This window comes from Marinilabilia salmonicolor, from assembly GCF_003003035.1.
Taxonomy (GTDB): domain Bacteria; phylum Bacteroidota; class Bacteroidia; order Bacteroidales; family Marinilabiliaceae; genus Marinilabilia; species Marinilabilia salmonicolor_A.
Genome location: NZ_PVTS01000009.1, coordinates 135,921 through 156,521, shown reverse-complemented (window position 1 = coordinate 156,521; position 20,601 = coordinate 135,921). Strand labels below are relative to the sequence as shown.

Here is a 20,601-nt window from a genome sequence, read left to right as displayed (position 1 = left end):
TGCTAATAAACAAACTATGCAAATAGCCCTACTATTCATATACCTGTTGGGAATAATTAATCCAGCAAACGGAGCTGAAAAACAGACTAAAACTGCTTTCGAAAATGCAGTGAAAAAACTTGCGCTTAAGGACGCACAGGCACAGATAACACTGGAAACTACCGATGCAGGAGGCAGCAGCATCTTACGCAAATTAAACGTCTCTTTTGGGCGCTTTGAGAAAGCAAGAAAGGTAATGATAGAAATTACTGCACCGGAAGATTTAAAAGGAACTCAAATTTTAACGACTCACTTCATCGACAAAAGCCGAAAGAGTACCATTGAAATATTTTTGCCTTCAACAGGAAAAATCAGGAAATTCAGAGCCAATAATCGCAAATTAAAAATTCCCGGCACCGAAATTCCGATGAACCATTTCAGCAGCGCGGCTTTTGACGATTATCTCATCTCAGAAGAAGAAAAAGATAATTTTAATGGCAGGGAAGTTCAAAAAATAAAACTTCAGCTTCCCGGAAATGCCGAATACCTGGTGGCTTATCTTGATGTGCAGGCTGAACTGTTGTACCGCATCAATTCTTTTGATAACAAAGGCAACCTCACCTCCGATACTGAATTCACAGATTACAGACATCCCGAATTTTATACTTCAGAAAATCATTTTCCATACAAGGTACACGTTTACAATCCTACCAGTGGCAAAACCTCTGAGTTAACTATCACAAAACTAAGTCAGCTAACTCAAATCAGAGATTCCGATTTTGATTTGGACAAAAACCTGCAGCCATAAAATGACATTCTTCTCAACCATAGAACCAATCTACTATTTACTCCCCCTCGCAGGATTAATAGTTGGCCTGTTTGGTACGATTCTGGGCGGCGGTGGCGGTTTTTTCTTTCTGCCAATACTCACCCTGGTCATTGGGGCTCCGGCTCAGACAGCTGTCATCACCTCGCTGGTAGCTACGTTACCAATATGTATCGTTGGGGCTGCAATGCATTACAGAAAAGGTAACATGGATATCCGAACTGGCTCGGTATTCGCCATCTCCGGTATTTTGGGTGCTTTTGCCGGTGCTGCCATCGCAAACTACATCATCCCCCAATTGCTCAAAACGATTTTTGGGATTTACGCAGTTGGTATAGGTGGCTTAATGCTTATGAATGTAAAACAGCGCCGGTCTGATAAAACAAACAAAACCTTTAACAAAAGAAGAAAACCAACTAACTATTTAAAAAAACCAGCCTACGGTTTCCTGGCTGGTATAATTACGGGAACCTTCGGAACCAGTGGAACGGCACCGGTTCTGGCGGGTTTATTCGCGGCCAGACTCCCGGTAAAAATGGTTATAGGAACCTCCCTTTTTGTACTGGTTGTCAACACCTCTTTTGCTGTAGGCGCACATTTTTTAATGGGCCAAATAGACCTGACCCTGGTGACACTCCTCACAGCAGGTTCCATACCAGGAGCTTTGCTGGGGCCCGTTATTTTATCCAACATAAAAACCGAGAATTCTGAAAGTTCAATAAAGTATGTCTATGCCACTGTAATGGTACTCATTGGCATTTTAATGATAATCGCATGATAAAACTGATATACATCATCATTTTAAGTTATTTTTTGGCAGGAGGTATAGGATTCTATCTCATCAACAGGCATAAACCGATACAGGTTGCACGCAAAAGTTACACCAAGTTTGGGGTCTATTTCATCATTATCAACCTGCTCTTTTTCTCCATTGTAATCAATCCTGTTTTTTTCAAATACATCAGCTTTGTCATCATTGGCGGGGGTATGATGGAACTCTTTTTCCTTCATCAGTCAACAGGCTACAAAAATAAAGGCATCTTTCTCATCTCGTTACTTATTTTCACTGCCTTATCTTACGGCCTTTTTACATTTAGCCTCCTTAATAAAAATTTGATTCTGTTCTCTTTCCTCACCCTCTCCATTTTCGATAGTTTCAGCCAGATCACCGGGCAACTTTGGGGTCGTCAAAAAATAGTGCCAAAAATCAGCCCACATAAAACCTGGGGAGGTTTTATCGGTGGAACTCTGGTGGCACTTTTCAGTGCCATCCTCCTGCACAAACTTTTTTCAGGCACTCTAACAGAATTACTGATTATTGCCACCGGCATCATCGTTTTTGCTTTTGCGGGAGATTTGGCAGCATCATGGTACAAAAGGATATTTCAAGCCAAAGACTTCAGCAATCTTATTCCCGGACACGGTGGATTGCTTGACAGATTTGACAGCCTCTTAGCAGGAGGTGCCTGGGTGGCCCTTTCTGCATGGTTCTTAAACATTTGAAAAATTAAATTTCACATGGATAATATAATCGCAATTTCATTTATTTATTTGATCGGAATAGCTGTTTTGCTGGCTTTCAATGAAATAAACTACCGACGACTAAAAATCAGAGGAGAGATCACCCGGAAGTTTGCGCACTTCTCAGCCACACTGGCTACCGTACCATTTCCATACATATTCCCGTCGCACTGGTATGTACTCATTCTTGCGTTTCTCTTTTTTCTGGTTCTGGCCATCACACAATACAGCAGGAAACTTAAGTCCATTCACGACATCCGCCGTAAATCCATGGGGAGTTACCTTTTACCACTATCCATATATCTCACCTTCCTCATCTCATGTCTGCTGGAAAATAAACTATTATTTATCCTGCCCATGCTCATTTTAGCAATATGCGACCCTATGGCTGCGATTCTGGGCATCAACATTAAAAAATACAACGGAAGGATAAAACTGGGCAAACGCAAATTCAATAAAACCTGGCTGGGCACCACAGCTTTTTTTATCACCAGTCTGATTATAGCCATGCTTGCACTATGGCTTCACCGCGATATTTTTGACTTTAAGACATACTGGCTCGGATTATTGGTCGCAACGGCTGGAACACTGGGAGAATTGATTAGTTGGCGAGGGTCGGACAACTTATCCATTCCCATGGCAGTAATATTAGTATTAGTATCATTTTTATAACAGATAACCTTACAACATGAAGCGAGTAATTGTTAACGGAGCCAATGGATATGTGGCCTCCAACTTCATAAATGAACTCTTAAAACATCATTACCAGGTCTTGGCTTTGGTAAGAGGGAACACTAAATCTTCAGCAGAGGACAGGGTAATTCAGGCTTTAAATGTCATCAATGACGGAAACACCCCCTCCCTCGACAACCTGATGATTGTGGATTATTCTCTGCTTGATAAGAACTTTGGTCTTTCTGAAACCCGTCTGCAGGAATTATTCAAAACTGATGTGGACTATTTTCATTTTGCAGCAAGTCTCAAATATGACCGCAAGTCCAAAGACGAATTGCTTGCTGTCAATGTCAGAGGGGTAGAGAACTCGGTCAACCTTTTTTCCGCCTTCTCATCGGCTGATTCCCGCTTTTTCTTTGTTGGAACTGCCTATTCGTGCGGAAACACAGAAGAGATATTCGAAGAAAAATTCTATCCCGATCAGGACATTTCATCCTTTCGCAATTACTACGAATGGTCGAAAAGGCTGGCCGAAAATGTAGTCAAACGTAATATTGACCACAATGGACTCCGCGGGCATGTCATTCGTTTATCTCAGGTAACAGGAGATAATCGTACAGGCATTACAAAAACAGATTACGGCATTTTTGATTTTTCCAAAAGAGTCTGTAAGCTGGCTAAACGGCACCCTGAAAATAAGGTGAGGGCAAAAATTTCCCCCGATGGTACACAAAACCTGATTCCCATAAATGTGGCTGTCGATTACCTGCATCAAACAGTTAATGCCATAAGCGTTCCCACGATAATGAATTTTGTGGCAAACAAACCGGTCAAAAACAGCTACATCATCAATAGTCTGAAAAAACTGATGCCTATGGATATTGTGCCTGATCCGGAACTCGAACATTCACAAATGAATGCTCTGGAAAGATTAATGGCAGTTGGCATGTCCTTTACCGGCAACTATACCAACATCAATATTCAGTTTGATACCTCAAAACGTGATGCAGTAATAACTCCTGTTGACGACTGCATGGATGAACAAACTGTTTTCCGGATGCTAAACTATTTCATCAAGAATAGCTTTAAGAAAATTCCCACCCAAAAAGAAGTTCCCATTGAAAACGAATAGTTCGGAAAATTAAAGCATCAATTCAGTATCAAACGAAAAAACAACGAAACAATGAAGCAACTCACCATCAAAGGAGAAAAAGTTCTAAACGTTCCCAACCTGCTCAGTCTTTACAGATTACTGGTATTCCCGGTAATCCTTTACATGGCAATCACCGGCAAAGAAGAAACATTTGTTGTTCTGCTTTGCATTAGCCTGGTAAGCGACATTCTTGACGGAAATATTGCCCGGTTCTTTAAACTGCAAACCAACTTTGGAGCAGCCCTCGACAACCTTGCAGATATTGTCACCTATGCAATGGCACTGACTGGACTTTTCATTTTCAAGTGGGACGTTATTGAACCTCACGGCTGGATACTATTCCTGTTTCTGGGAGTTTTTATTCTCAGTTACATCGTCTCTTTTTTACGATTCGGCAAAATTCCGGGTCTTCACCTCTATTCTGCTGTTTCTGCAGGTTATCTTCAGGGAATATTCTTTTTCGTTCTGTTTGTTTTCGGCTTCTGGCCCTGGTTCTATTATCTGGCCATCGGTTGGGGAACACTTGCTTACATCGAAAAAATATTTGTCCTCTTTAAGCTGGACGACATCAAAATAGGCGTAAAAGGTCTTTACTGGTTATTGAAAAAAGAGCGGAATAATTAATGATTAAAATAAACTATAAAACAGGTTGGATTACTGCGCTACTCTGGTTGTTTGGCGGCCTGCTGAATGCTCAACAACTGACGGGTGTTGTGTTGGACAAGGAGACCCGGGAGCCGGTACCTTTTGCAAATATCTCGGTAAAAGGAACCCTCCAGGGTACTACCGCCGATATCAACGGTGCCTTTGCCTTGTCCAATCCCAGGCAGGATACACTGTTGTTTTCATCGGTCGGTTATTTCCAGAAGCAAAAAGCGCTCAGTGAATTCAAGGGGGATAAACTAACAATTTTCCTGCAACAAAACATCCAAAACATCGATGAGGTTACGGTAAAACCGGAAGTTGAACGGGCTGTTGTCTTATTTCGACAGATTCAGAAAAACAAAGAAGTCAACAAGCAAAATATCCAAAACACAGACAATTACAAAACACTCTCAACAACCAATGTTTACATCGCTGTGGATACCGCGTCGAGGGTTCCCGGGCTTATTGACAACTTTAAAGAACTTACGATCAGTGGCGACGAAAATAACATCCGTTTCACACCAATATATCTTGCAGAAAATGGAGCGCTCATAACCAGCGATTCCGTTCAATCCGTATATCAAAAAAAAGACGGCATTTTCCCCAGAATAAATCAGGCCATCGAAACATACATTCTTCGCAATGTGGTAATAAACCTGGATTTCTATGACGAATACATCAATATCCTTAACAGGTCCTTTCTTTCGCCACTGGCAGAAAATGCACTGTCAAGATACAACCTCTATCTCAATGACAGCTCAACCATAAATAACGCTAAATATTTCCATTTTTCCTTTGCACCGAAAAACAGACTGGATCAGCTCTTCTCCGGTAGTTTCACCATTGAGGACAATAGTTTTGCGCTCACAAGTATGGAAGTAAATATTCCAAAAGAAGCCAACCTCAACTTTGTAAACGGGTTTCGCGGTCATGTTTCATTTCAAAAAACACCGCAAGGAGAATGGTTTTACAGGGAACAGGATGTACGCATCAATATGTCACTGACACTAAATAGTGAGACGGATTCACTTTACAGCTCAGAAACAGTGGATAACATCTCCTCCGGCAACTGGATTGTCAATAAACTAACACAATATGCACTCACAAATGACCCAGAGTCCCAGAATAACAATACCTGGGCTGAGAGTCCTGATTTTGAGCAAAGTTCAACGAGAGAGGCCGACTATTACCGCGTGGAAAAACTCAAAGAACAAAGTCTGATCAAAGGAGTTGATGCCCTTGGTGGACTTGCACTCACAGGCTACCTCAACGCCGGAAAAATCGACATCGGGCCCATGTTCACCATCTACAGCACCAACGCCATCGAAGGCCACCGGTTTACCATCCCCCTTCGTACAAGCCAACAATTATCAAAACACTTTTCAGTCGGTGGTTTCCTGGGAATGGGAACCAAAAATAAAGAACTGAAATACGGGGCCAATATGATTGTGCAACCAGGGGAATCTGACAAATTTATTCTCCGGCTCAACTATTCCGACGATTATTCTCTGGTCTCTCACGATAAATTTCATCGATTCGTAAAAAACAATCCAAACCCTAAAGGAAACGGAAACCTTATTGCCGCTCTTACCTCTACTGAAAAAGACCCGTACCTTAAGGAAGAAAAAAGTCTGGATCTTCGCTTCGAGTACAATGTAAATGACAATTATCAACTGGAATTTTCGCCCTATTACCTTCATAGCTCTCAAACACCCCAAGTCATCTTCTCAAGCGACTTCACCCAATTTGAAACTTATGAAAACTATGGGCTCCTGATGAACCTGAGGATCGTTTCCGGACAACATTACGATAAGTTCTATTTCGACCGAATCTATTATCTCGACCCCATTCCGGTCATCAATTTGAGCTGGGATATCGGTCAAACCCTGTTGCCCGGTGCAGAAATGAAAGACGGTGAATGGTATTCCCATTTACATGGCTCCATCAAAGGCCGCTTAAACATGGGACAGGTTTTTATGGAATATATGCTCAATGCCGGATGGCTTTACGGTGATGCCCCTTATGACCTGCTGGATCAGCCGGCAGGCTCCATGTCAATGGGGTTTGCAAAATACCAGTTTAATCTGCTCCACCATGCCGCTTTTGCCCATAACCTCTATACCAACACCCATTTTCATTTCAATGGTGGGGGAATCCTGCTCAACAGGGTACCACTTATCAAAAAATTAAAATTACGGGAAATCGTTTCCTTCAAAGGGCATTACGGCACACTTACTGACGATTACAATGGAGTTTTTGATCTTCCTGCCTACTATTCAAAAGACTCCGTGCCATACGCCGAACTTGGATTGGGACTTACAAACATATTTAAATTCCTCAGAGTTGAGTACGTCAGGCTGATTGGCAATCATTATCGCCATAGCGGTTTTACCGACAAAGATGGCATTCGCATAAGAGCAGAAATGAGCTTTTAACCCCTTTTAAACCTAAAAAAGAAAAATGAAAACCTTAAAGAACAAGAAAATCTGGATCACAGGAGCCTCTTCCGGCATAGGAAAAGCTCTGGCTGTTGCACTGGCACGAGAGGAGGCACTGCTTGTGCTATCGGCACGAAACAGCCATGCGTTGAAGCAAACCCGAAAAGCCTGTATGGAATATACTTCTTTTTGCAAGATTCAGCCCCTTGACCTTTCCGATTTCGCACAAATACCGCTGGCTGTTCAGCAAGTTACCAACGAACTGGGTAATATAGATATTCTTATCAACAATGCAGGAATCAGCCAACGCTCACTTGCCCGTGAAACGCCTGTTAATATTGACCGCCGCATAATGGAAGTCAACTTCTTTGGAATGGTACAGCTCACCAAAGCAGTTTTACCATTCATGCTCAGCCAGGGATCAGGACATATCGTTGCCGTCAGTAGTATTACCGGAAAATTCGGCTTTCCCTTGCGCACAGCATATTCGGCATCGAAACATGCAATTCAGGGCTTTTTTGAATCCCTAAGGGCTGAACTCACAGACGATAACATCAAGGTAACCATCGTTTCTCCGGGGCGGATAAAAACCAATATTTCGCTCAATGCGATTACTGCGGATGGCTCTGCTCACAACAAAATGGACAATGGTCAGGCCGGAGGTATGTCCCCTGAAAAATGTGCAAAAAAAATCATCAATGCGATAAAAAAACAACGCAAAGAAGTCCTTATTGGAAACAAGGAAATCCTCATGGTTTATATCCACAGGTGGCTGCCGGCTTTATATCATCGATTAGTAACCAAAGTAAAAAATTAAAAAAAATAAAATATGGAAGAAGCTGTCCCAAAAGTCCAATGTTGATGTCATTCTGAGCTTGTCAAAGAATCTGTTCGTTTGAAAGACAAATGTTTCGATTACGCTCAACATGACACTTTTTTGGTGCTTTGTAATTTTTGGACAACTCCTTCCATCAAACCAATAACTTAAAAAAATCATATACTGATGAAAAAGAATATCGTTGGAATTCAACAAATCGGCGTAGGCTTAAAAGATGCGCGGGAAGGCTGGAAATGGTATCGGCGTGCTTTTGGCATGGACATTAAAGTCTTTGAAGATACGGCGACAGCCAGGCTGATGCACCACTATACCAATGACAAAGATTGTGAACGCTATGCGGCACTAGCCATGAATATGGAAGGGGGCGGTGGCTTTGAAGTATGGCAGCATACGCAAATGGAACCGAAACCACCGGTTTTCGATGCTAAACTTGGGGATACAGGAATCTTTATCACCAAAATGAAATGCCGCAACGTTTTGAGGGCATACGACCAACACAAGAAAATGGGGATAGACATCTTGGGTGAGCCTGTTCTCAATCCGGAAAACAGGTTACACTATTACCTCAAAGACCCTTACAATAATATCTTCGAAGTGCTGGAGGACGACCGATGCTTCATGAAACAAAAATCTCTCACCGGTGGGGTGGCAGGGGCAGTGATCGGGGTATCCGACATTGACAAGGCCATGGAGGTATATTCCGAAATTCTCCAATACGATGATGTAGTTTCTGACAAATCAGGGGTCTTTGAAGATTTTGAGCCCTTGCCCGGAGGAAAAGAGAAATACAGACGTGTACTACTGGAGCATAAAGAGCACCGTACGGGTCCTTTCAGCAAATTGTTGGGACCTACCCAAATTGAGCTGGTGCAGTCACTGGAGCGCAATCCCCGAAAAATTTTCGAAAAACGCATCTGGGGAGAACTGGGATTTATTCACCTCTGTTTTGATATCAAAGGAATGGAGGCGTTACAAATGGAGTGTGAGGCTAGGGGATTTCCTTTCACCGTTAATAGTGCCGACAGTTTTGATATGGGAAGTGCCGCAGGTCATTTTTCATACATCTCAGACCCCGATGGTACCCCCATCGAATTCGTAGAGACCCACAAGCTCCCCATCATCGAAAAACTGGGGCTTTACATCAACCTGAAGAAAAGAGCCCCTCAAAAGCCACTCCCCAACTGGATGGTAAAAACCCTCACATTCAGCAGAGTAAAAGATTAATAATAAAAAACCGATTATTTGTAATGCAATATTTTCGGCAGGGAATATGAAGCAGGGTTTCGCTTCACTCCCTGCCGTTTTGCTGATCTGTTCATGCTCCCTTTTCAACCCCTCAACCGGCTTTTTTCCCTCTTCATCTACTGGCTGATAAAAGCCCCGGGATTCTTAAGTAATTTTACCTGAAAATGCAAAAATCCAAATATGGGAAAGGCAAAAATAAAAGTAGAAACAGTTTCAGAAAGCTTGCGCCCCTTTTTCGATAATCTCCCCAACTTTTTCCATCACAAAGGAGTAACCATCAAATCGGCCAGGAATGAAATCAAAATCTTCAAGCACAGAGAAATTTTACTCTGTGTCAAGTCCTTTAAAAAGGTAACACTTTTCAACCGGCTAATGTATTCCTGGTTTCGGCCATCTAAGGCCATTCGTTCTTTCCGACTTGCCAGGCACCTCCTCAGCAAAGGAATCGAAACACCCGAACCACTCGGGTTTGTGGAGGTAAGAGACATATGGGGTATACTTCGCGAAAGTTACTATGTATCCTTTTACCAAAACCATTCTTTCACACTTGGCGAAATGCTGAACTCTCAGGATCACCGATCCCCCAGAATATTTAAAGAATTTGCCCGTTTTATGGCCGGAAGCGTTCATCCAGCAGGAATCTGGCACAATGACCTGAGTGCCGGAAATATCCTCATTTCCGAAACACCCCGAAATGGGTACAATTTCTCCATCATCGATCTAAACCGCATTAAAATAAAGAAGTCCATATCCCCTCAAAAAGGGATACAAAACCTGAGTAAACTCACCAACAAACCATTGCCGCTCACCATCATGGCAGAAGAATATGCACGTATCACAAAAGGAGATCCTATCCAATATACTTTTTCGCTCATCTGGAGCCACCTATCCTTCTCTGCCTTAAGACGAGGTACCAAAAGACTATTGCACCTGCTCAAGCCCAGGGTAAATAAAATTGTTGAACCTGTAACACATTCATAAACCAGTGCAGTATTCCTTTTTCTTTGTAGAGACGCAGACACCCGGTTAGTTTAAGAAACTGTTTAAGTTTTATCCTTTGAGATGTTTTCGAGTCTTGAACTCTTATACTTCGTCAAAATTTCCTTAAATAGCGCTGCTATTCTCGTCAATTTTGACTTGCCTAAAGAGCTCAATCCTTCAAAAACACCCTACAAAAACAAAATTTAAACAGTTTCTAAGTAAATGCTATCTTCATGGCCCTTGATACTATTAGCTTATTCCTCCCGGGTGTTTTCTTGTAATACCGGGAGTCATACGTTTTCAATCGCATGTTCCCCGGTTTCTTTAACAAACAATACCAATCAAATTCCTTCAAGTGTTGGTTTCACCGGTACAATAAGCCCCTGCTCATCAAACTCCAAACGATCTATGCATACTTCACGATGAAATCCTGCACTGTCTCCCATATCTATTCCTTTGGGACGATTGAAGCGGTGATAAACAATAAACCACTCATCAGAACCGGCTTTCTGAATGACAGAATTGTGGCCTGTCCCATAAATTTCTTTGGAATCATCACGGGCGATCACCAGATTGTGCTCAGGAATGGTTAATGGGCCCATGGGACTGTCGGCCATAGCATAGCGCACGCGATAATCCGGACTACGGGTATCATTTTCGGACCACAGGAAATAATATTTCCCGTTTCGAATGAATACTTCCACACCTTCCCGAAAGGTGTCATCGGCAGGTGTCATCACCTGAACTGTTGACCGGTCAAGCGAAACCATGTCATCCTTCAATCGTGCTCCGGCAAGATAACCATTGCCCCAGAACAAAAAATAATTCTGAGATTGGGGATCAAAAAAGACATCAGGGTCAATTTCCTGACCTCCCGACACCCCTTCAGGCTTCCAGTTAACCAGTGGCTTTCCGCTATCAATAAAAGGACCTTGCGGGTTGTCGCTAACCGCAACTCCTATTTTCTGAGCTGCAGTGAAATAGTAGAAATACTTGTAGTTCCCATCCACTTTTCTTTCAATAGCAGTCGGTGCCCAGGCATTACGGGGGCCCCAGGGGACATCTGTTTTCAGATCCAAAATTACTCCTTCATTTTCCCAGTCCACCAGATTGGTTGAAGAAAATGCTTCGAAATAATCACCCGACCAACCGTGATGCCCGTCACTTGTGGGATACAAATAATACTTTTCGTCACGCTGAGAATAAATTATTTCAGGATCGGCATAGTAGCCTTCCAATACAGGATTGCGATGAATAGCTGCTGTCACCTTGTACTTTAGAGAACCAATCTGAGGTACTTCTACTTCATAAACCACAGGCCCCTGAGAGAAATCCTGAGGGCCCTCCGGCGAAATCCTCGCTTCAAAAGCAGATGAAAACTGAGGATCCAGGTTGCTCAGATCAGTGCTACTTTTTACGGGCAGGAATATCTCTCCTGCTTCATGATCAAATACAACATTATTGGACTTCACATAAGGTGATTCAGTCTTTTCAATACCAAACATTTCCACTCCTCCCCATTTGTCCATCAAAAGCTGGTACTCATCTCCGGTAATCGGCAAAACCGACCCGTGCCTTGGATGAAAATCCATGGAAATCTGTTCGTCCACTACTTTGAAATGCTCCAGATCTGTGGACTCAGTAAACTGATATTTTCCCTTCATGTAAACGTCATACATCAGGATATACTTATCCTGCCCAATCAGCTTAAAAGTACCGGATCCTTCAACAGCATCCGTTGTTTGTTGCAGGTATTCATCCTGCATACTGTATCCTTCAGTAAGCTTATCGGAGACTGCTTTTTTGATACCATTGCCATGACCTTCGGTCTTGAAAAAGAGATGGAATTTTCCATTCTTTTTAACAATATCACCATCAATACACGACTTCCCTTCAGGATGAAAAAACAGCTGTTTAGGCTCAGTCTCCAGGGCCGTAAAATCATCATTTGCATAAGCATAATAGATAATATCGGGATGATTCTCTTGCTCTTTCATGGAGAAATAAACCATGTACTTTCCTTGCTGTTCATCGTAGATAGTTTGTGGTGCCCACACACGATCAACATTTCCAAAAACTTCGGGATAGGTTTCCGGGATATTGATCACCGATGACTCCCAATGAATCAGATCCTCAGATTTCATCAGAATCAATGCATAATTGTTCCATCCCATGTCGGGTACATAAAGATCTGTTGCCACCATATAAAAGTGTTTCCCGTCTTCACCCCTCAGCAAATGGGGATCACGCACCCCTCCCGAGCGACTGATCTTTTTGGAATCGATCACCGGCATATTATCATTGAGTGCACGATAATTATACCCATCCGGACTCAGGGCAAACCGAATGGACTCTTCTCCCGGACCGTTTCCGGTAAAGTAGGCAAAAAGGTAAGCCTCATAATTATTCTGACTACTGCAACCGGCCAGACTGATAGTAATTCCCGTCAGCGGAACAATGAATGCCAGCCACAATTTTTTAAAAACCTTTGTTATACGCATTTCTTTGGGTTTAATTTATTTTTAGTTTACAGACATAAAAGGAGTTTCCGCGGGCATTAATAGTAAAACTATTTTCATCAGTCTGCACAAAAGAAAAAACCGGAACTACTAAATTGGGATTATCCAGTGAATTTACAGCTTCCGGATCGTTTGAATGCAATTCAGTGATTTCCACTCTTGCATTTTGTATTGACCCTTTGAGGCCTTTCAGGCTCACGGTGATCTCTTTTATTTCGGAAGAAGCATTCACCGCTTTCACAATTACGGCTGAAGAGGTTTCATTCAAAACAGCACTGGCATAAAGACTATCCTGCCCCACAATACTGCTTCCATTTTGTTGAATATCAAGCACATGGGTTCCCGTATTCTGTCCAACCATCTGCTGAACGTAATAATTCGGCGTTCGTACAACCGATAAATTATCAAACCATATCATATCGGGTTTCCATTGCCAGGCATCCATGTGAGCAAACAAGGGAGCATAAGTGGCCAGCTCTACAACATCAGCATTACGCTCCAGCCCGGTCATAAAAGCCGCCTCTGCAATGGCTGACCGAACATTGTTATCCCGACTCGCATGATGAGCTGCAAATTCTCCCGCAAAGACTTTTGGCCCTTTCCGGTCATAATCATCGTAGCGGTCTGCATTCTCAAGAAACCATTCAGGACTGCGATAGTAATGTTCATCCACCAGATCCACCTTAAGTTCTTTCATTTGTTGCCACAAATAATCAAACCTTTCTCCATCAGGTGTTGGGCCGGAGGATCCCACAATTTTAATCTCAGGATGCTTTTCGCGAAGGACTTCCATAAACTTTTTCAAACGCTCAGGGTACTGGGGTCCCCATTGTTCATTTCCGATACCTATCATTTTCAGGTTAAACGGCTCGGGATGTCCCATATCGGCACGCACTTTCCCCCACGTTGAAATAACAGATCCGTTGGCAAATTCAATCAGATCAACAGCATCCTGAATATATGGTCCCAGATCATCCACTGCCACACATTCGGTACTTTCATATTGACATGCCAGTCCACAGTTTATCACAGGCAATGGTTCGGCACCAAGATCTTCACTCAGGAGAAAATACTCATAAAATCCAAGTCCATAGGTCTGGTAATAATCAGGAAAAAACCGGTGCTTAAAAGTATAGTTCCATCTATTTTCGTTGAGCGGCCGGTTTTCAACAGGCCCTACGCTATGCTTCCACTGGTAACGGGATTCCAAAGTATTTCCTTCGATAATGCAACCTCCGGGGAATCTGAAAACTCCGGGATTCAGCTCATAAAGTGCTTCCACAAGATCTTTGCGCAGACCGTTGGCACGATTCTTCCAAGTCTCTGAAGGGAACATGGAAATATGATCCAGATCTGCCACCCCGGGACTCTCGAGAATCAGACGCAGTTTCCCTTTTGCATCGGTCTCTTCCGCCTTCAGGCTTACCGAATATTTCTTCCAATCAGGACCATTCACCAGAATTTCCCCTCTCCCGATTATTTCCTCATCCGACCCCACCAGTTCTATTCTGAATTTCATTTCCCCGGCTTCCGGTGTGCGGGCATAAAATGAAAAATTATACCCACTGTTTTTTCGGAAACCCATTCTCCGGAAACCTTCGTTCTCCAGACCTGCTCCTCTCCTTGATCCCTTCTCCTTTAGTCTCACATAGTGGGGATTTCGCTCAAAGCAGGGGTTTTCCTCACTGACAGTGACATCTCCAAAGGGTGTCCACCCCACAAAAGGATGATGAAACTCAAAAGAGCGGTTTTTGATCAACTCGGCATACAAACCGCCATCTGCTCCAAAATTGATATCCTCGAAGAAAACTCCAAACATTTCCGGCTGGATTTCGGAGCCCTTTTTTTTCAGATTTACTTCAAATAACTCTTGTGCCTGTCCGATAAAGGCCAACAGGACAAAAGTGAGTGTTAATGTTATATTTTTCATTTTTACTATTTTACAAGGCTGTCCAAAACTTCCAGTCCTTTGTCATTCTGAGTGCCTACCCCAAAAATATTTGGGGATTAATGTGTAAACAACAGAATTGGCTCGTCCCTGAAGGGGGCAAATTTGAATTACCCCGGGTTAATAACCCGGGGTGAGGCTGAACAATTGGTATCAGGTCCACGAATGGGGGCCAATAAATACAATCTTAATTTTCAGCCTGTTGTGAATACCAGTCATTGGCTACAAAGTGAAAAATCTCTCTGTCAATGATTTTCATCTTCTAAAAAATGCTCAGGAAAACAAATACAGTGACTTTTTGGACATCCTACAGATTAAATTACCTTTCACTTTTTTCAGCTACGATTAAAGCACCGCCTTCAGGCAACAATGTCAGTTTTACCCCTCCTTTGTTATCAAGCTTCACTACCTTTTCTCCAGCGGAGCGATCCTCTTTATCGTATATCAATTTGACTTTTTGGCCATGCAACATTGGCAATTGAAGATTTAATTTTTTGGTATCTTTCTCTCCATTTACGGCTGCTACATACCATTTTTCGCCCTTTCTTCTGGCCAGCACTGCATATTTCCCGGGATATCCTTCCACAAAGACAGTCTCATCCCAGACGCTGGGCATTTCCCGGATAATATTCAGAACATATTCCGGTTGTTCATTCAAATTGTTTGGGGTAAGACCAAAGTGCTGTATAGGTGAAAAGTAAAGAACTCCAGTTGCCAATTCAAAAGCATCGGTGGTACGGCGAATGCTTCCCCCCTCCTGCGTTCTTGTCAACCGTTCATTCAAGAATACCGGGGCAAAATCCATCGCTCCCACAGCATTTCGGGTGAAGGGCAGAATGGTGGCATAATGAGCATGTTTGTCGCTGGCATCTTGTGTAAATATCAGATTCTCTGAAGCCAGAACCGCTTCGGAGGTTACATAATTGGGAAACATCCGTTGCCAGCCCCGTGGAAGTGTACATCCATGAAAAGTAATACCCAGACCATACTCATTGGCATCGGTAAGGATATCTTCATACAGTTTCATCGTTGCCTGCTTGTCACCACCAAAAAAATCTATTTTCAGACCTTTAACACCATTGCGCTGCAACCACTCCATCTCTTTTTTCCGGGCAGGAGCTGTATTCATACAATCCTGAGGCGTTTGAGGCGCATTGTTCCAATAACCATTGGAGTTGTACCACAGCAAAACATCTACATTTTTGGAATTAGCGTACTTCACAAGCTCCTCCATTCGCTCACGCCCAATATTGCGATCCCACCAGTTATCGATAAGCACATATTCAAAATTAAGATCAGCTGCCAGGTCAATATACTCCACCTGATCATCATAGTTTATGCTCTGATCCTGCCACACAATCCAGCTCCAGGTTGCACGGCCCATTTTATAATCCATCGACGGTTCATAAAGAGGTTTAACCACATCGAACATAACTGTAGATTCAACGATTGGCTTTAGTGTTTCCCCCAACGTGATTGTCCGCCAGGGGGTGCGGGCGGGCATAGCCATAGCCGCATAAGTTCCATCCATTCCATTGTTTTCACCTGACTGGGGAAACTCAAGCGGATAAAAGCCTTCCTTCGTTCCGTCTCCCAATCTTGACCCGACATAGCGACTGTCAACACCTGTCTCGGAAATTAACACCCAGCCGTCATCCCCAACTTTAAAAAGTGCCGGAAAGGTATAACCAACCCCATACTTCGAAGGCATCCCCATCGGTTCATCATAAGTATACTCCTCTTCGTAACTGGGTTTGGTCTGTTCCCATCCTATCATGGGTGTAGCCTGATGGGTAATAAAAGTGGTGGAATAATCAGGAAGATCAAAGCCTGTCGCTTCCTCGTTGATAATCACCATGGTGTTTCTGTCTTTGGCAATCAACTTATAAGAGAAGGCAACATCATTGTTGCTCACACGAAAAATCACCTGCAATGTATCCTTATTGGAATTCACAAATTCGCTGGAACATTCAGTTGCCTCATAATCAACATGGCTTACTTTTGCCCGATCCAGATCATAAGAATCCTGAATTCTTTGCTGATGATGGGAAACATAGCTCATACCCCTGGAAAAATCTCCAATAGAAGTTTTTAAGCCAAGCGGAGAGTTTTCAAGAAAAATCTTTTTATTCAAATAGACCGAATAAAAAATCTGACCTTCTCTGTTTTCTATTTTCACTTCAAGGTTGGCATCCGGACTTTCTACAGCAATAGAATTGGAAGCCTGAGTAGTGCAAAATGTAAACAATGCAATTGTTAAGGTTATTAAGTTTTTCATCCCTATATAATTTGTTTATTCTGGTTCCCGAAACTTCTGGAAAACTCATAAAAAGTATTACACCATTATTTGGTAATTCTCTTTTCATGCTGTTTCACAGCCAAATAAAAGTTTATTTAAACTACGCTGAAAACAAATTTAATCAGAACAGGCTGTCCAAAAAGTTATACATACCGAGTCTTTTGTCATCTGAACGCAGAAATGAATCTCATGGATAGTGATCTTCAAAATTCCAAAAAACAAATAAAACAACTCTGAAAACTATATGGACAGCCTCTTGTTCTTACTTTAAATCGGGGTAAGTTTTAAAAGTTACTCCACAGGCCCCATCACAAAACCATATTCATACGATTTTTCGGTCAACCGGTACTGTTTATGTGTCCAGGCGCCCCAACTGTCGTCGCCACCAACACCCATCTGCTTAAGATCAATATCCACAGAAGTAAGATCGCGGGGGTGTACATCATCAATATGACGCTGTACAGGACGTTCTTCACCTTCTTCCCAGCGGCCATCGGTGCGACGGGGGGATTCGAAATCTTCCATGATGTTGTGATGCGCAGAAACTTCCAACAATTGTTTGCCGCTAAATTTAAGTCCCTGTCCGGCTTCGTTGGTAATGCTCATCCAGCGTACATCGGTTTTATTGCCATTTTCCTGAGGCCTCAAATAGGGCCAGTACTGGTCAGCCACACTCCCTTTGTACAAACTCACAAAAGCACTGGTTTTACGATCCTGGTATGATTCATGAGGTCCGCGTCCGAACCATTGCATCTGATCAAACTCCCGTGGCATATATAAAGTCATACCCATGCGTGGTATTTCGGGTAAATCTCCTTCGGCCATTTTAAAACTGTTATCAACTTCTATATGCGCATCACCCTTAACCAGGTAAGTGCTTCTGTAAGTACCGATCTGGCTGTCCTCTCCATCTTTGAGGGCAAATTCAAATGAAACCAACACTCTGCCGGCACCTGCATCTTTCACATCGGCATTGGTCAGCTCTCTTTCCTCTCCGGCTTCGCGCCACATCCGTGCACGCACAGGCATATCATTACCAAAGTCGTTGTCGGTGGGAGCACGCCAGAAACCCGGCTCGGGACCTTTTTTCAACAATTCTTTCCCGGCATATTGATAGCTGGTCATTTGGCCCTTTTTCATATTGAATTTAACAGAGAAATCCGTTCCGCTAACAGACAATACATCATTGCTAAGATCCTGCTTAAGAGAGGAGAGCTCGGCTTCATCTGCTTTTTCGGGAACCACCAGAGGCAATTCAAACTGCTCCGCAGCAAGCAATGTATGGGCAGGAACCAATCCGGCAGCTTCTTTCAAAACTGCTTTTACCATCAGAAAGTATTCTGTACCAGCCACAGGTTCAAAATCCATTTCAGCCGACACAGACACTTTCTCATCAGGCTTCAATGCAATTCCGGCAAATGTTCCTGTAGCAACAGACGCTCCATTGCCTTCGATAATCCATTCAAAGTTGAAATCTTCAGTATTCAGAAAATCATACTTATTTTCAATCTCGATGATTCCTCTCTTCAGATTTACCGGATGAAATTTAATGTACTGATACACTTTCTTCACCTCTTCCAAGGCGGGCTGAGGCTGACGGTCGGGATCTACCAAACCATTAAGACAGAAATTTCCATCAGTGGGTACGGTATCAGGACCAAAGTCACCGCCATAAGCCCAGTATTCCCCGCCATTCTCGTTTTGCGTCAACAATCCCTGGTCTACCCAGTCCCAGATAAAACCGCCCTGCATTACATCATGAGATTCGATAACATCCCAGTAATCCTGGAGGTTCCCAACACTATTGCCCATGGCGTGGGCATATTCGCATTGAATCAACGGCTTGCTGCCATCTTCTTTGGCATAACGCTCCATTTGCTCAATACGCGCATACATGGGACAGTAAATATCGGTATTTCTACCACCATGGGCCTGCTCGTACTGAACGGGACGAGTAGAATCCTGCGCTTTCAGATAATCGTAAGTGGCGTCAAAATTCACACCGTTGCCCGCCTCATTTCCCAACGACCATATAATTATGGAAGGCTGGTTTTTGTCACGCTCAAACATATTCCGTGTGCGATAAAGATGAGAAGCCTTCCAGGTGCTGTCTTTAGCCAAAGATTCCTCTCCATACCCCATACCATGCGATTCCACATTGGCCTCGTCGATAAGGTAAATACCGTAACGATTACAAAGCTCGTACCATCGCTCAGGCTGCGGATAATGAGACGTCCGAACAGCATTGATGTTATGTTCTTTCATGGTTTGGATATCTTTGAGCATAGTGGCTTCATCCATTACGTGACCATTAACATCATGATGCTCGTGCAGATTCACCCCTTTCAGGTAAATATATTTCCCATTTACCAAAAGAGTATTTCCCTTGATCTCAATTTTTCGAAAACCAACATCCTGACGCACTACTTCCAAAACCTTTCCGGCATTATCTTTAAGAGTAATAACCAGATTGTAAAGATTAGGAATCTCAGCCGACCAGGGTTTCACATTCTCATATTCCGAAGCAAATTCAACCTTGCCCTTAGAAGTTGTTTCAGTAAATCGTTCAACAAGCTCTTCACCATCATAAAGCATGGCTTCCACGGTTACCGCGTTATCATCCGAAGAATCTTTCATTTCGGCCTGCATCCGGAAAATCCCGGTTGTGTAATCATCATCCAGTCCGGCCGTTACCCTGAAATCACGAAGGTGTTGTTTTTCCCTTGCCATCAGAAACACATCACGGGTAATGCCCCCCAAACGCCAAAAGTCCTGATCTTCCAGATAACTGCCATCGCTCCATTTATATACTTCAACAGCAAGCGTATTATCTCCGGGCTTCAAATATTCTGTGATATTAAACTCAGCAGGTGTTTTACTATCCTCACTGTACCCGACTTTTTGCTCATTTACCCAAACGTACATAGCAGAACTGACCGCTCCAAAATGGAGGTACACCTCTTTCCCATTCCACTTTTCGGGAATAGTGAAAGTGCGTTTATACGATCCCACCGGATTGTAGTGCTCCTGAATTACCGGGGGCGTTTTTTCGTGAGGGTATTGAACATTGGTATAAATAGGATACGTGAATCCCTCAATTTCAAAATTTGAGGGAACGGTAATGGTTTCCCAGTCACGCGTATCAAAATCATTCTTAAAAAACCATGCAGGCCTCTCGGCAGGATTTTGAGAAAGATGAAACATCCATTCTCCGTTAAGCGATTTCAAAAGTGAAGAAGCCCATTTGTCTTCAGAATTTACTTCGGAGGCATCAGCAAATGGTACAAACCATGCACGGGGAGCCTCTTTATTTATCTGATTAACAGCCGGATTCTCCCAATCAACCGGCAACTTCTCTTCATAAGGAACATCAGAATAATCGCTGTACGACTGACAACCCCATAATAAAGCAGCAAACATCAGGATGGATACTAGTCTCATTGTTAGATATTTTAGTTTATTTTCTATAAAAGTATTAATTACTATTATCTTATTGCAATCTTTTGGCGGAAAATTGTTCTTCTGAAAAGAAAT

At 42.9% G+C, this 20,601-nt stretch carries 14 protein-coding genes; 10 read left to right on the top strand and 4 right to left on the bottom strand.

The annotated features are described in order from the left end of the window. The first annotated feature begins 16 nt into the window (after positions 1-16). The 10 genes from BY457_RS10970 (at position 17) to BY457_RS10925 (ending at position 10,301) form a co-directional block, all read left to right on the top strand. Positions 17-787, top strand: a complete 771-nt coding sequence (locus BY457_RS10970; protein ID WP_106153376.1) for an outer membrane lipoprotein-sorting protein — start codon at positions 17-19, stop codon at positions 785-787. Between the two features lies 1 nt (position 788). Continuing rightward, the gene (locus BY457_RS10965; RefSeq protein ID WP_106153375.1) at positions 789-1,583 is read left to right on the top strand and encodes a sulfite exporter TauE/SafE family protein; all 795 of its coding nucleotides are present in this window, start codon (positions 789-791) and stop codon (positions 1,581-1,583) included. Further along, positions 1,580-2,308 (top strand): phosphatidate cytidylyltransferase, encoded by a 729-nt coding sequence (locus BY457_RS10960; RefSeq protein ID WP_106153374.1) that lies wholly within the window; start codon positions 1,580-1,582, stop codon positions 2,306-2,308. The genes BY457_RS10965 and BY457_RS10960 overlap by 4 nt, the downstream gene beginning before the upstream one ends. 15 nt (positions 2,309-2,323) lie before the next feature. After that, on the top strand, positions 2,324-2,998 hold the full coding sequence (locus BY457_RS10955) for a diacylglycerol/polyprenol kinase family protein (RefSeq protein WP_106153373.1): 675 nt from the start codon (positions 2,324-2,326) through the stop codon (positions 2,996-2,998). 16 nt (positions 2,999-3,014) lie between these two features. Further along, the gene (locus BY457_RS10950; RefSeq protein ID WP_106153372.1) at positions 3,015-4,133 is read left to right on the top strand and encodes an SDR family oxidoreductase; all 1,119 of its coding nucleotides are present in this window, start codon (positions 3,015-3,017) and stop codon (positions 4,131-4,133) included. A gap of 51 nt (positions 4,134-4,184) precedes the next feature. Then, on the top strand, positions 4,185-4,778 hold the full coding sequence (locus tag BY457_RS10945; protein ID WP_106153371.1) for a CDP-alcohol phosphatidyltransferase family protein: 594 nt from the start codon (positions 4,185-4,187) through the stop codon (positions 4,776-4,778). Next, the gene (locus BY457_RS10940; RefSeq protein ID WP_106153370.1) at positions 4,778-7,234 is read left to right on the top strand and encodes a DUF5686 and carboxypeptidase-like regulatory domain-containing protein; all 2,457 of its coding nucleotides are present in this window, start codon (positions 4,778-4,780) and stop codon (positions 7,232-7,234) included. Before BY457_RS10945 ends, BY457_RS10940 begins: the two co-directional genes overlap by 1 nt. Before the next feature lie 25 nt (positions 7,235-7,259). Further along, positions 7,260-8,054: an SDR family oxidoreductase gene (locus BY457_RS10935; RefSeq protein WP_106153369.1), complete on the top strand. Its 795-nt coding sequence runs from the start codon at positions 7,260-7,262 to the stop codon at positions 8,052-8,054. Between the two features lie 186 nt (positions 8,055-8,240). Further along, on the top strand, positions 8,241-9,299 hold the full coding sequence (locus tag BY457_RS10930; protein ID WP_106153368.1) for a VOC family protein: 1,059 nt from the start codon (positions 8,241-8,243) through the stop codon (positions 9,297-9,299). Positions 9,300-9,500: 201 nt separating this feature from the next. Next, positions 9,501-10,301 (top strand): lipopolysaccharide kinase InaA family protein, encoded by an 801-nt coding sequence (locus tag BY457_RS10925; RefSeq protein WP_106153367.1) that lies wholly within the window; start codon positions 9,501-9,503, stop codon positions 10,299-10,301. 341 nt (positions 10,302-10,642) lie between these two features. Here the strand turns inward: BY457_RS10925 and BY457_RS10920 are convergent, their stop codons facing one another. The 4 genes from BY457_RS10920 to BY457_RS10905 form a co-directional block, all read right to left on the bottom strand. Beyond that, the gene (locus BY457_RS10920) at positions 10,643-12,802 is read right to left on the bottom strand and encodes a family 43 glycosylhydrolase (RefSeq protein WP_106153366.1); all 2,160 of its coding nucleotides are present in this window, start codon (positions 12,800-12,802) and stop codon (positions 10,643-10,645) included. A 10-nt stretch (positions 12,803-12,812) separates the two neighbouring features. Beyond that, on the bottom strand, positions 12,813-14,750 hold the full coding sequence (locus tag BY457_RS10915; RefSeq protein WP_106153365.1) for an alpha-L-arabinofuranosidase C-terminal domain-containing protein: 1,938 nt from the start codon (positions 14,748-14,750) through the stop codon (positions 12,813-12,815). Positions 14,751-15,087: 337 nt separating this feature from the next. Further along, a complete protein-coding gene (locus BY457_RS10910; protein ID WP_106153364.1) occupies positions 15,088-17,046 on the bottom strand; it encodes a glycoside hydrolase family 97 protein in 1,959 nt (652 codons plus the stop codon). Positions 17,047-17,358: 312 nt separating this feature from the next. Next, positions 17,359-20,508, bottom strand: a complete 3,150-nt coding sequence (locus tag BY457_RS10905; protein WP_106153363.1) for a glycoside hydrolase family 2 TIM barrel-domain containing protein — start codon at positions 20,506-20,508, stop codon at positions 17,359-17,361. Positions 20,509-20,601 lie beyond the last annotated feature (93 nt).

Bases quoted from the DNA above. Each gene is read 5' to 3' on its own strand.
- BY457_RS10970 (WP_106153376.1), top strand. From the start codon at position 17: ATGCAAATAGCCCTACTATTCATATACCTGTTGGGAATAATTAATCCA.
- BY457_RS10965 (WP_106153375.1), top strand. From the start codon at position 789: ATGACATTCTTCTCAACCATAGAACCAATCTACTATTTACTCCCCCTC.
- BY457_RS10960 (WP_106153374.1), top strand. From the start codon at position 1,580: ATGATAAAACTGATATACATCATCATTTTAAGTTATTTTTTGGCAGGA.
- BY457_RS10955 (WP_106153373.1), top strand. From the start codon at position 2,324: ATGGATAATATAATCGCAATTTCATTTATTTATTTGATCGGAATAGCT.
- BY457_RS10950 (WP_106153372.1), top strand. From the start codon at position 3,015: ATGAAGCGAGTAATTGTTAACGGAGCCAATGGATATGTGGCCTCCAAC.
- BY457_RS10945 (WP_106153371.1), top strand. From the start codon at position 4,185: ATGAAGCAACTCACCATCAAAGGAGAAAAAGTTCTAAACGTTCCCAAC.
- BY457_RS10940 (WP_106153370.1), top strand. From the start codon at position 4,778: ATGATTAAAATAAACTATAAAACAGGTTGGATTACTGCGCTACTCTGG.
- BY457_RS10935 (WP_106153369.1), top strand. From the start codon at position 7,260: ATGAAAACCTTAAAGAACAAGAAAATCTGGATCACAGGAGCCTCTTCC.
- BY457_RS10930 (WP_106153368.1), top strand. From the start codon at position 8,241: ATGAAAAAGAATATCGTTGGAATTCAACAAATCGGCGTAGGCTTAAAA.
- BY457_RS10925 (WP_106153367.1), top strand. From the start codon at position 9,501: ATGGGAAAGGCAAAAATAAAAGTAGAAACAGTTTCAGAAAGCTTGCGC.
- BY457_RS10920 (WP_106153366.1), bottom strand. From the start codon at position 12,802: ATGCGTATAACAAAGGTTTTTAAAAAATTGTGGCTGGCATTCATTGTT.
- BY457_RS10915 (WP_106153365.1), bottom strand. From the start codon at position 14,750: ATGAAAAATATAACATTAACACTCACTTTTGTCCTGTTGGCCTTTATC.
- BY457_RS10910 (WP_106153364.1), bottom strand. From the start codon at position 17,046: ATGAAAAACTTAATAACCTTAACAATTGCATTGTTTACATTTTGCACT.
- BY457_RS10905 (WP_106153363.1), bottom strand. From the start codon at position 20,508: ATGAGACTAGTATCCATCCTGATGTTTGCTGCTTTATTATGGGGTTGT.